At 68.4% G+C, this 10,848-nt stretch carries 15 protein-coding genes; 7 read left to right on the top strand and 8 right to left on the bottom strand.

From position 1 onward, the window contains the following. Nucleotides 1-229 precede the first annotated feature (229 nt). Nucleotides 230-595, top strand: coding sequence for a hypothetical protein (locus AB0J36_RS00790; RefSeq protein WP_357120909.1), 366 nt, complete (start codon nt 230-232; stop codon nt 593-595). 534 nt (nt 596-1,129) lie between these two features. After that, nucleotides 1,130-1,759, top strand: coding sequence for a hypothetical protein (locus tag AB0J36_RS00785; protein WP_357120912.1), 630 nt, complete (start codon nt 1,130-1,132; stop codon nt 1,757-1,759). On the opposite strand, the gene cutA is transcribed toward AB0J36_RS00785, so the two are convergent. Then, nucleotides 1,737-1,979: a divalent cation tolerance protein CutA gene (gene cutA / locus AB0J36_RS00780; RefSeq protein WP_357122148.1), complete on the bottom strand. Its 243-nt coding sequence runs from the start codon at nt 1,977-1,979 to the stop codon at nt 1,737-1,739. The two genes, AB0J36_RS00785 and cutA, sit on opposite strands and share 23 nt — an antisense overlap. Nucleotides 1,980-2,365: 386 nt before the next feature. Here cutA and AB0J36_RS00775 point away from each other — a divergent pair, with 386 nt between their 5' ends. Continuing rightward, nucleotides 2,366-2,818, top strand: a complete 453-nt coding sequence (locus tag AB0J36_RS00775) for a hypothetical protein (protein WP_357120915.1) — start codon at nt 2,366-2,368, stop codon at nt 2,816-2,818. 206 nt (nt 2,819-3,024) lie between these two features. Then, nucleotides 3,025-3,405 (top strand): hypothetical protein, encoded by a 381-nt coding sequence (locus tag AB0J36_RS00770; RefSeq protein ID WP_357120918.1) that lies wholly within the window; start codon nt 3,025-3,027, stop codon nt 3,403-3,405. An 8-nt stretch (nt 3,406-3,413) separates the two neighbouring features. On the opposite strand, the gene AB0J36_RS00765 is transcribed toward AB0J36_RS00770, so the two are convergent. The 7 genes from AB0J36_RS00765 to AB0J36_RS00735 all read right to left on the bottom strand — a co-directional run bounded on the left by AB0J36_RS00765 (nt 3,414) and on the right by AB0J36_RS00735 (nt 8,413). Continuing rightward, entirely contained in the window at nt 3,414-3,554 is a 141-nt protein-coding gene (locus AB0J36_RS00765) for a hypothetical protein (RefSeq protein WP_357120921.1), read from the bottom strand. A 24-nt stretch (nt 3,555-3,578) separates the two neighbouring features. Then, a complete protein-coding gene (locus AB0J36_RS00760; RefSeq protein WP_357120924.1) occupies nt 3,579-4,142 on the bottom strand; it encodes a hypothetical protein in 564 nt (187 codons plus the stop codon). A 10-nt stretch (nt 4,143-4,152) separates the two neighbouring features. After that, nucleotides 4,153-4,878 carry a sulfite exporter TauE/SafE family protein gene (locus AB0J36_RS00755; RefSeq protein ID WP_357120927.1) on the bottom strand — a complete coding sequence of 242 codons (726 nt, stop codon included), beginning with the start codon at nt 4,876-4,878 and terminating at the stop codon, nt 4,153-4,155. Between the two features lie 177 nt (nt 4,879-5,055). Next, the gene (locus AB0J36_RS00750) at nt 5,056-5,856 is read right to left on the bottom strand and encodes an ABC transporter ATP-binding protein (protein ID WP_357120930.1); all 801 of its coding nucleotides are present in this window, start codon (nt 5,854-5,856) and stop codon (nt 5,056-5,058) included. Further along, the gene (locus tag AB0J36_RS00745; protein ID WP_357120933.1) at nt 5,849-6,664 is read right to left on the bottom strand and encodes an ABC transporter permease; all 816 of its coding nucleotides are present in this window, start codon (nt 6,662-6,664) and stop codon (nt 5,849-5,851) included. The genes AB0J36_RS00750 and AB0J36_RS00745 overlap by 8 nt, the downstream gene beginning before the upstream one ends. Beyond that, nucleotides 6,661-7,431, bottom strand: coding sequence for an ABC transporter permease (locus AB0J36_RS00740; RefSeq protein WP_357120936.1), 771 nt, complete (start codon nt 7,429-7,431; stop codon nt 6,661-6,663). The genes AB0J36_RS00745 and AB0J36_RS00740 overlap by 4 nt, the downstream gene beginning before the upstream one ends. Nucleotides 7,432-7,438: 7 nt before the next feature. Beyond that, nucleotides 7,439-8,413 carry an ABC transporter substrate-binding protein gene (locus tag AB0J36_RS00735; protein WP_357172051.1) on the bottom strand — a complete coding sequence of 325 codons (975 nt, stop codon included), beginning with the start codon at nt 8,411-8,413 and terminating at the stop codon, nt 7,439-7,441. Between the two features lie 238 nt (nt 8,414-8,651). Between AB0J36_RS00735 and AB0J36_RS00730 the strand changes: the two genes are divergently transcribed. From AB0J36_RS00730 to AB0J36_RS00720, 3 genes are read left to right on the top strand one after another with little or no spacing between them, the layout of a single operon-like run. Next, on the top strand, nt 8,652-9,890 hold the full coding sequence (locus AB0J36_RS00730) for a flavin-dependent oxidoreductase (protein ID WP_357396560.1): 1,239 nt from the start codon (nt 8,652-8,654) through the stop codon (nt 9,888-9,890). After that, on the top strand, nt 9,887-10,354 hold the full coding sequence (locus tag AB0J36_RS00725; RefSeq protein ID WP_357120946.1) for a MarR family transcriptional regulator: 468 nt from the start codon (nt 9,887-9,889) through the stop codon (nt 10,352-10,354). Before AB0J36_RS00730 ends, AB0J36_RS00725 begins: the two co-directional genes overlap by 4 nt. Next, nucleotides 10,351-10,848 carry a DUF3237 domain-containing protein gene (locus AB0J36_RS00720; protein ID WP_357396563.1) on the top strand — a complete coding sequence of 166 codons (498 nt, stop codon included), beginning with the start codon at nt 10,351-10,353 and terminating at the stop codon, nt 10,846-10,848. The genes AB0J36_RS00725 and AB0J36_RS00720 overlap by 4 nt, the downstream gene beginning before the upstream one ends.

Genomic DNA, 10,848 nt, shown 5'->3' with positions numbered 1-10,848 from the left:
ACTTAATGGCAGACCGCGCGCCAGGCGGGAGAGCGCAGGGTGCGCCGTTCACCGCGATACTCGCCGTCGACGGCCGGGACATTGGGGCGTCGCCGAGGCTGACCTGGTCCCCCTCGGAGGAGGGATCGCAACTGGCGACCGTTCCGGGCGCCCGGCGGGAGAGACGATGACAACACCACCAACGCCCCCGAAATCTGGCCGGCAACGTCGCTTGTGGCGGGCTCTGGCCGTGCTCATCACCGTCGTGGTGGTGGTTTGCGCCGGTGCCGTTGGCTGGGTACGACAGTTCGGCGTTCCGATGATGGATACCGACAGTAGTGCGGAAACGTTCGTAGTGGAGAACCATCTGGCGAGCAAGCTGACGGTTGAGGAGACGGGTGGCGTCCCCATCACCCATAGCGTGTCTGCCACGAGCTCGGCATTGATTCCGCTGCGAAGCAGTTGCGCGCGTTCGATGCGGCTGGTGGCCCGAGATCCAGCCGGTCGAGAGATCGCCAGTCTGGATGACCCGCTGTGTGAGCCGCGTACCTGGGTGATCGAGGCCGACGGTTCGACGCAACTGCTGCCTGAACGCCGCTGGCCCTACCCTGGATAGTGCGCGCTCAACCCGGCCGCGCTGGCCGCGAGTTCCGTCTGGAGCGATTGATGATGTGCCGTGGGCTCGCAGGGCTTCACGGGTTGTCGCCGACGAAACCTGGCTGTAGATCTCCGTCGTGATCAAGGCGGCCCGCTTCGCAGGCCGCCCGCGCCGCCGACCAGGGGCCGACCGACCGGTCGCCGATCGGGGACCCCGCGCCTCTTAGCGCAATCGCACGAGGCGCACCCCGAACGGTTGCAGCCCCGCTGGCGACGCGACATACGAAGAAGCCCCGGGCCGCCATGGTGAGTGGCAGATCCGGGGCTCCGATGTTGAAGGCGACGACCAGGGCGAGCCTCCGGCGGGGTCCTCAGGCACTCCAGGATGGTTGGCGCCATCCCGACACCGTCCGTCCGGGCAGGCCCCACCCACTCCACCAAGGTGCGGCCGAAGGCCGACGGGCTGGCTAGCAGGCGGAACTTGCCTCGGTGTGCCAACATCGGGGTCCGTCGGAGCAGTGTTGCAGGACTTAACCGCCGGGGTTTGGGGCTAATGACGTCGTCTTGGTGGGCGGTGCCGGCGTTATCCGGTGCTATGGCTCTTGCCGGTGTCCTCGTCGGCCAGGTTGTGGTCACGGCCAACGAACGGTGGAAGGCGAAACGCGAGGATCTGCATCGCTGGCACGCCGAACGCCTCAAGCTCTACTTAGAGTTCACAGACGCATTCGAGACGTTCCGGAATGAGCTTTCCGACTTCCTGAAGTACGGGCCTAAACAGGTGGATCTAGGTTTCGAGCATGGCAGGCCCATGTATGACATGACCAACAGGACAAGGCTGATCTCGACCACGCTCGTGCATGATGCCGCCGTGGGCGCATGGGCGGCCGCATTTTGTTGTCTTGGTGATGTCCTCAAAGAGTTTAGTGCACATGTCGAGTCACTTGACGCGGAGGACCGCGAAGCCTTTGTTGCATCACTGGAGGACGAACCCGAAGAGGCGCTGGCTTTTTTGAGAGAGGTCGTTTCTGCTCACAGCGATGCCTTGAGCAAGGCCAGTGTGATCTTCAACGACGCGGTGCGGGCTGAGCTCGGTGTGCCCGGGCGCACGGCACCGCGCGAGTGGAAACAGCGCAAGAGGCCTGCACTGAAACGCATCCTCCCTAGGAGTGCGAGAGGTGTTTGAGCGCGCGCCGGGGCGTAGCCCCTACGGCGCCAGCGTCCAGCAGGAGGGTCCGGCTGACCCAAGCGGCATATTCGTCCGAACTCATCACGATCGGCACGGCCGCGATCACGAGTTTCTGCCAAGGGTGATGGTCTTGGAGGAAGGCTCGTAGATCCTCGAAGCGCTGGGCGTGCGTCTTCAGGAGGAGCTGCCACTCTTCGCCGGTGAAGGGACTGTCCAGGGCTGCCCGCTGCCAACGTCAGCGGCGCGACTTCCGAGCCGGGGCCGACCCTCATGCCAGGACGTAATCGTTCGCGGACGCCACAGATGGGTCCGGCCGAGGGTCTTGTCAGGCTCCGGCATCTGGCGCGGTTCCGGTAGGAACTCACGGTGCCGACTTGGACGCCGAGGTACTCAGCGACCTCCGACGTCGTCCACCACTCCGCGTCTGGATCAGGGTTCGTCACGTAAGCCATTCTGCCTGCGTTGAACGAGCGCACCTCACCATCCCTCAGCCTCAGGACGTCGATGGCATGCCAGACGATCGCCGGAGGATGCACATCGCCAGCACCCGTGCACGGGTTGGCACGGGCTATCCAGCCGAGAAGATTTGGCTACGATGCCGTCGTGGATGACGATTCGATTGGCACCGTAGCGAACAAGCGCCGAAAAGAGCTTGCCAAGTTCGGCCGTGATGTTTTGGTCAATGTCCTAGGCGGCATTATTGCAGCGCCTGCGATTTACCTTGCTGGCGCGGCTGTGGGTCTCTTTCGCCGAACGCCAGCCGCCCTAACTCTATCGGCATCGATACTCGCGGCGGTGCTCACGGCGACGTCCTTTGTGGCAATGTTCTTTGCTTCCCGGACGTCGGGTTTTGCCAGGAAGGTTCCTAGAGTCTTCTTTGCTGCGGGCATGTCCGCGCTCGCTCCAGGCATCCTATTCTTGACGCTCGGCTTGGATAGAATTCATCGCACGCCTGTTGGTGCAACAATCTTTATAATCCCCGGCGTTTCCTTTGTGGTGATTGCGGCCGGGCTGCTGCATTCTGGTTTAAGAAATCGCCAAAACCCCGTTGAGTAGAGTGAATGCCGCAGATCACCTGGCGGACGCGTGCCGCACATCAGCCGACGGAGGACGCGCTGCTGCGTTTTGCCTGGTCTCCCACGATGGTTGACGAAGCGGCGTCGCAGGACCCTTCACGCAGGGCCTTGATCGAATAGGTCTGGTGCCTGCTGTCGACGGTAAGGCTGGTCAGCGCCGGGAGGCAGAAAGGCTAGGTTTTGCGTGTGCCTGAGGAACCTGACGGAGACCTACTGATGCACGAGGAGTCGGTGTTGGCCGGTTTGGTCGAGCTGTCCGGCGTCGAGATTCTGTGGTGCGACGACTTCTACGACGGAGCGATCGACGGGCTGGCCCGGTGGGATGGGCGGGAGTTCTGGTTCGCGGGGGTCTATCCACTCGACCGTCGTCCCCGGCGGTATGTCCTGCACGAGATCAGCGCAATGGACGTCGAGGCGGCGTCGGCGCTGCACCGCTTGCTGGGCGAAAACGCTGACGCCGCCCGGCACGGACGTCTCGACTCGACGCAGGAGCGAGCGTGGAGCCAGGCGTGGGCGAGCCGGCCGGATTACCGCCGCGCCTCGGCCGTGGGGTGGTTCTCCGCCTAACCTCAGGCTCATGTCTCAGCCAGTCGGGTGATGTGGTGGTGCGCCTTGGTGCGGTTCAGGTTGGTGGTGCTGCGGCGGGGGACGGCCGCGACCGGAGTGTTGGCGTCGTAGACGGTGATGGTGTGCCCGTCGAGGGCGACGGATACCAACTTGCGGGCGTGGACCTTGCCGACCTAGATGCGTTGCCCCGCGACCTGGATGCTGCCGTTGCTGGACACGACCCGTTCCACCTCAGGGATGGCCGCTGGCGGCGGGACTGCGGACGCTGGGCGGGCGTCGCGGATGCGGCCGAGCGCGGTGGGCGGTAGTGGACAGCGCAAGGTGCGGCGCAGCTGCCCGGCCTCGTCGATGACGTGCAGGAGTATGCCGTCGAGGCGGATCCGGACCCGTTGACCGGCGAGTGGCATGCCGACGCTGATCTGCCGGCCGGCGATGCTGATGCCGCCGCAGGCGTTGACGATCCGGTCGACCTCGACGGCGGTGGTCCGTGGTTCGGGCTGCGGCAACGGAGGCGGTCCGGCCGGTGCACCGCCCTCGGCCAGGAGCCGGGCGAGATCGCGTTGGGACAGCCTTGATGGGCTGGACTTGATGCGGGCGCCGTCGGCGGTCAGGACGTGCAGCCGGTCGGTGTCGACCCAGATTGTGACCGGGGTGCCGGCGAGGGTGGGACCGAGCCACACCTGCTGCTGGGCCACGGTCAGGTTGCCCGACGGTGGCACAACCCGGACCAGCTGCACCGGCCGGGAGTCACAGGCCGGCGAGGAACAGTGCGCCGGCGGCGAGTAGCCCGATTTCTACCAATAGGACGAACAGCCGATCGCTGATGCGGCCGACGACCTTCTTGCCGACCCAGGCGCCGGCGAGGGTGGCGGGGATGAGGGCGGCACCGTAGAGCAGCACGGTGCGGGTGAGCAGGTCGCTGGCGCCATAGGCGGCGATTTTGGAGAGGTGCATGGTGAGTGCGCTGGCGGCTTCGGTGCCGATGTAAGTGGCGCGGGTGAGGCCGTAGGCGAGAAAGAACGGGGCGGTCAGCGGGCCGACTGAGCCGAGGAGGGCGGATCCCAGGCCGGAGGCCGCGCCCACGGCGGCGAATGTCCGGTCGCGGGGTTTGCGGGGGTGTGGGGTGAGGCCCCGCCAGATGACCACGCCGATGAGGAACACGCCGAGCAGGCGCTTGAGGGGGCCGAGGGGGGCGTGGGCCAGCAGCAGCCCGCCGGCGATGGACAAGGGGACGGTGCCGACGGCGAACCAGCCGATCAAGGGCCAGCGCAGGTGGTGGCGGTTGAGCCAGACCCGGGAGGCGTTGCTGGACAGTTGGGTGAGGGTCAGCATCGGCACGGCCACGCGCAGCCCGAACAGGGCGGTGAACACCGGTAACAGCAGCACCCCACCGCCGAAACCGGCCACCGCGGACAGCACGGCCAGGATGAACGCGGCGGCGGACGCGGTGGTCAGGACCAACAGCTCGTGCACCAGCTGAGCCTGCCATCCTCATCGTCGTCGGCTATGGCTCCTGCATCTGGGCGTGGAGTCTGGCCATCGCGAGGGATCGGCCCGGTGCCCGCCTGTACCGCGCCAAAACCCGCACTGGCCCGGGCGGCCCGGTCGCCGGCCGGCGGGAATAGGCGTTGCCGGGGTCGGCGGGGCGCGTCACGGTGCCGAGGCCGGCGCACGCTTCGCCCGCTGGATCTGCGCGTAGACGTGGGTCCGCAGCTCGGTGAAGCGGGGCAGCGCCCGGGTGGTGAGCTGATCGCGCTCTGGCGGGAGGTCGATCACGAGGTCTTCCTGCACCCGGGTCGGCGAGTGGGACAGGACGAGCACGCGCTGGCCCAGATACACGGACTCGTCGATGTCGTGCGTCACGAAGACAGTGGAGATGCGGCGGTTCAGGTGCAGGTCGCGTACGAGGTCCTCCAGGTCCGCGCGGGTCTGTGCGTCCACCGCCGCGAACGGCTCGTCCATGATCAGCACTTCGGGTCGGTACGCGATGGCGCGCGCGATGGCCACCCGTTGCTGCATCCCGCCGGAGAGCTGCCACGGATGGCTGCGTGCCGACTGCGGCAGTCCGACCGCGTCAAGGGCGTCGGCGACCCTCCGGTCGCGTTCGGCGCGGGAGAGCTTCTGGTGTCGAAGGGGAAGCTCCACATTGCCCCGGACCGTGAGCCAGGGATAGAGGCTGCGGCCGTACTCCTGGAACACCACTGCCATCGCCGGGCTCGGGCCCGTCACCGGAGATCCCTCCATCGTGACGAGGCCGCTGGTGGGCCGGAGCAGTCCGGCGAGGCATTTCAGGAGGGTGGTCTTTCCGCAGCCCGACGGGCCGACGACGCACAGCAGTTCGCCGGGCATCATGGTGAAACTGAGATCCCCGATCGCCTCGACCTCGCCCCGGCCGGAGGCGTAGACCTTGCGCAGGTGCTCGACCCGCAGCAGCGGACTCGCGTCAGGCACGGGTGACCTCCCTCATTCCGTGGTACCAGCGCAGGACGCGGCGTTCGACGACGCCGAAGGCCACGGCGAGGAGGACGCCGATGAGGCCGAGCAGGAGGATGCCGCTCCACATCTCGGCGATGAGGTAGTTCCGCTGGAAGTAGGCGATCCGGTAGCCGAGGCCGGCCGAGGACGCGAACATCTCCGAGATGACCATGAGGATCAGGGCCACCGAGAGCGCCTGCCGTACGCCGGTCATGATGCGCGGACTCGCCGCCGGGAGGATCAGCAGCCACACCCGCTCCCACCGGGAGATCCGGTACGAGTCGGCGGTCTCCAGCAGCACGCTGTCGGTCGCCCGGACGCCCTCGATCGTGTTCAGCAGGATCGGCCAGATCGCGCCGGAGGAGATGACGACGACCTTCATGGTGTCGGTGATGCCGAGCAGGAGCATCGCGACCGGAATCAGCACCGGTGGCGGAATCGCGCGGAAGAACTCCAGCAGCGGTTCGAGGATCTCGCGTAGCGGGCGGAACCGGCCGATGAGGACACCCCCGGCGACGCCGAGCACGATCGACGCGAGCAGGCCGGCCAGCAGCCGGTACACGCTCGGCAGCACGTCGTCGACGAACGCCGGGCCGATCCAGGTCTGCCGGAACGCGTCGAGGAGCGGGCGGGGGCCGACGAGGAACCGGTTGGCCGACCGGGTGGACCAGACGGCCCAGAGCCCCACGGCCAGGACGGGAAGCCCGACCGCGTACAGGACGTCCTCGGCGACCCGGACGCCGAGGCCGCGCCGGGCGGCCCTGCCCGCCCCGAGGGCGGTCATCGGGTTGCCTCGTCCGCGAGCACCGACTGGTGCCAGGCCAACGAGCGGCGTTCGGCGAAGCGGAACACGACGTTCACCACCACGCCGAGAAGCCCGGTGACCACGACGAGGCCGTAGAGGCCGACGGCGTCCCCGGCGGAGCGCGACAGCTCGATCATGCGTCCGAGGCCGGGGTTACCGATCACCATCTCCGCGGTGACGGCCAGGATGAGCGCGACCGTCGCGGCGAGGCGCAGGCCGGTCATCAGGTACGGCAGAGCGGTCGGAAGGACGAGATACCGCAGCCGCTCGTAGCGGGTGAGGCCGAAGCTCCGCGCGGTGTCCCGGGCGACCGTGTCGACGTCGGCGACGCCGTAGATCACCTGCACGAACACCTGCCAGAACGCCGCGTAGACGATGATGACGAGTGCGGCGCGCATCTGCAGGCCGAACATCAGCACGGCGAGGGGGATCAGCGCGACCGACGGCACCGGCCGCAGGAACTCGACTGTCGTGTGCGTGGCGCGACGCAGGAACGGCACCATCCCGACCACGGTCCCCAGCGCGACGGCGGCGAGCGTCGCCACCGTCAGGCCGATTGCCCAGGACGTCATGGTGAGCCGGAGCCGCCGCCAGAACGCCAGGTCTCGGACCTCCTGGAACAGCCACCCGAACACGTCCGTCGCGTACGGCAGGTCGTGCGGGTCGGCCAGTCCCAGTGTCGGGATCAGTTGCCAGACGACGAGGAACCCCAGCAGACCCACGGCGCCCAGCAGGATCTTGCGCATCGGTCGGCTACTGCTGCTGAATGAGGCGGTCGAAGTCGGGTCGCCGGTCGAGGACGCGGTACTTCTGGGCCAGCGTCGCCAGCTGCTCCAGGCCGGCCCGGTCGAGCTCCCACCCGAATGCCGGGAGCCGTACCGAGTCCGCCACCGGCTCCGGCAGTTCGAGGTTGTCCTTGATGGCCTGGCGGAGGTCCTTCTCGTTCGCCGGATCCTTGGCCCAGGTGAGCGTCTTTTTCATCGCCGCCGAGAAGTCCGCGATCAGCTCGGCGTCGGAGTCCTTCAGTTTGTTCGACGTGATCGTGGTCAGGGTGGTGAGCCCGGGAACGGTGGCCTGGTACGGAGCGACCACGAGGACGTCACCGCGCTTGCGCATCTGGGTGATGAACGGTTCGGTCACCCAGGCGGCGTCGATGGTGCCGGCGGCGAGCTGGGCCGGTGCGTCCGGGAAAGCCACCTCGACGAACTTGACCTTGGTGGGATCGCCGCCGTCCTTCTCGACCGCTGCCATGATCGTGACATCGCCGGCGGCGCCCAGGCTGTTCACCGACACCTTGCGTCCGGCGAGCTGGGCCGGCCGGGTGATACCGGACTTCGCGGACGCCACCACGGCGTTGATGTCGTCGCCGTCGGCGTAGGACGACGCGTAGTTCCCGATGATCACCACGCCGAGGTTCTGCAGATCGGCGCGGAACGGGCCGAACGGCTGGCCGATGGCGAAGTCGATGTCGCCGTTGATCAGGGCCGGGATGGCCTGGGCGCCGCCCTGTGCCGGCACCACCTCCACGTCGAGGCCCTGCTCCCGGAAGATGCCCGCCTTGATGCCGCCCCACAGCGCGGCGGTCTCGCTGATCGGCAGCGCCGCCACGCGGACCTTCCGCAGGTCGCCGCTCGCCCCGGGGGACGGATCGGTGGCATCGGAATCCGTGCAGCCGGTCAGGGCGATCACGACGCCGGCGAGAACAGCGAGGGCGGTGACCTTCTTCATGGACGGGCCCTTCCGTGCGCAGCGCTTGTGCAGCCTGACAAGTGGGGTCGACGGAGTGCCGGAAGCATCCGACCGCGTCGATCAGCGTCATGCAGCAGCGATTGATTGTCAAGAATTCTTAAAGGCCGAATCGCAGAGCGGTGCGAGTGGTCCGATGGCGATGTGAACACGTCTTGACGGCCGACGATTTTGTCACCAAACTGTGCGGTTGGTGGCGTGGGGCGGAGAGGGCGACGACGTGGCAATCGTGATCGTGGGAGCTGGCATCGGAGGCCTCGCCACCGCGCTCAGCCTGCACCGGGCCGGCTTCCGTGAGATCACCGTCTACGAGCGCGCCGCCGCGCTGCGCCCACTCGGCGTCGGAATCAATCTGCTCCCGCACGCCGTCCGCGAGCTGGCCGAATTGGGTCTCGGGGAACGCATGGAAAGGCTGGGCGCCGCACCCGGCACGCTTGCCTACTACAACCGCTACGGTCAGCAGATCTGGAGCGAGCCACGCGGACTGGACGCCGGATATCGCTGGCCGCAGCTTTCCGTGCACCGCGGCCGGTTCCAGATGGAACTGCTCGCCGTGGTACGGGAACGGCTGGGCGCCGACGCGGTGCGCACCGGGCACCGGCTCGTCGGCGTCCGCGACGGCGTCGCGCACTTCGAGACGGCGGCGGGGGAGGTGGGCGTCGCTGGTGACCTGATCGTCGGAGCGGACGGCATCCACTCCGCGCTGCGCCGCCACCATCGGCCCGGCGAGGGGGCGCCACTGTGGAACGGGCTGACCCTGTGGCGGGGGACGGCACGGGCACCCGGATTCCTGGACGGGCGAACCATGATCATGGCCGGGGACGCGGAGCAGAAGTTCGTGGCGTACCCGATCGGCTCCGGTCTTATCAACGTCGTCGCCGAGCGGCGCGGGCCCGGTTTCGCCGGGCCCAACGCGGACTGGAACCGGACGGTTGACCCCGCGCCGGTCGTCTCGCTCTTCGCGGACTGGCGTTTCGCGTGGCTCAACGTGCCGGAACTGCTGGCCGCCGCCGACGAGATCCTCGAATACCCCATGGTGGACCGCGATCCGATCGACACGTGGACCCACGGCAACACCACGCTGCTCGGCGACGCGGCCCACCCGATGTATCCGAACGGTTCCAACGGGGCGTCGCAGGCGATCCTGGACGCACGTACCCTCGCCTTCCACCTCGCCACCGCGCCGACGGTCCGGGCGGCGCTCGACGCCTACGAGGCGGACCGGCGACCCGCGACCACCGCGCTGGTGCTGAGCAACCGGCGGCAGGGCCCGGAACAGGTGATGGTGCTCGCCCACGAGCGCGCGCCGGACGGGTTCACGCACATCCACGACGTCATCCCGCCGGAGGAGCTCACCGCCATCGCCACCGGCTACAAGAAGGCGGCCGGTTTCCTCCCCGCCGACCTCAACGAACGAGCCTCCCTGACGCCGACGGCCGTCCCGGGCGTCCTGTCGTGACCGGCCCGGAGCCGACCGAACTGGACGCGGCGCGACTGGCGTCGGTGATCTCGCCGCTGCGCCGCACGCTGCTGGCCGCAGCCCGGGCCGCCGAGCACCTGCCGGAGATCCCGGACGCGCAGATCGAGATCGTGCGGGCCCTGCCCCGAGGCACCGTGGCCGGCCCCGGTGAACTGGCCGAGCGACTGCGCCTGAGCCGATCCACGGTCAGCAACCTGCTCACCGCGATGGAGGGCAACGGTCTCGTCGAGCGTCGCCCCCGTCCCGGCAACCACCGCCACGTCGACGTCCTCGCCACCGCGAAGGCCCGCGACCTGTTCGACCGCTTCGACCTCGCGAGCGGAGACCTGGTCGCCCGCGCCGCGGCGACCCTGCCGGCGGCGGACCGCGCGGCCCTCGCCGCCGCGGTGCCCGCGCTGGAACGCCTCCGCGACGCCCTCGCGCACGTCAAGGACACTCCATGAGTACGCGCCGAGCCGCCGGTCGGGACCCCGTGACCGCCCCGCCGGTTCCCGGGCTGGAAGCCGCGTTCGAGGTGGAGGTGCGCCTCGGCGCGCTGGAGGACCACGGGATGACCCGTGCCGGTCACCGTCGCGTGGTGCCTGTTGTCGGCGGCCGGGTCACCGGCCTCTTCGAGGCCGACATCCTGCCCGGCGGCGCCGACTGGCAGGTCGTTCGCCCCGACGGCGCGATCGAGATCGACACGCGCTACTCGGCGCGTACCGCCGACGGCGGTCACGTCTACCTGCGGACGTTCGGCGTCCGCAGCGGCCGCGCGGAGGTCCTCGAGGCGTTGCTGCGCGGCGACGCCGTCGAGGTGTCCGAGTACTACTTCCGCCTGGGCGTACGACTGGAGACGTCCGTGCCCGCGCTGGCCGTCCTGGAGCAGTCCGTCTTCGTGGCATCGGCGATCCGCGAGGCCGACCGGGTGCGCTACACCGCCTACCGCGTCACGTAG

Source organism: Micromonospora sp. NPDC049662 (assembly GCF_040675055.1).
In the GTDB taxonomy this organism is placed as follows: domain Bacteria; phylum Actinomycetota; class Actinomycetes; order Mycobacteriales; family Micromonosporaceae; genus Micromonospora.
Note: the sequence above shows the minus strand (reverse complement) of the source record. Positions and strands in the feature narration are given on the sequence as shown.

Excerpts from the sequence above, each read along its gene's own strand:
- AB0J36_RS00785 (WP_357120912.1), top strand. The coding sequence starts at position 1,130 with ATGACGTCGTCTTGGTGGGCGGTGCCGGCGTTATCCGGTGCTATGGCT.
- AB0J36_RS00745 (WP_357120933.1), bottom strand. The coding sequence starts at position 6,664 with ATGACCGCCCTCGGGGCGGGCAGGGCCGCCCGGCGCGGCCTCGGCGTC.
- AB0J36_RS00740 (WP_357120936.1), bottom strand. The coding sequence starts at position 7,431 with ATGCGCAAGATCCTGCTGGGCGCCGTGGGTCTGCTGGGGTTCCTCGTC.
- AB0J36_RS00735 (WP_357172051.1), bottom strand. The coding sequence starts at position 8,413 with ATGAAGAAGGTCACCGCCCTCGCTGTTCTCGCCGGCGTCGTGATCGCC.
- AB0J36_RS00720 (WP_357396563.1), top strand. The coding sequence starts at position 10,351 with ATGAGTACGCGCCGAGCCGCCGGTCGGGACCCCGTGACCGCCCCGCCG.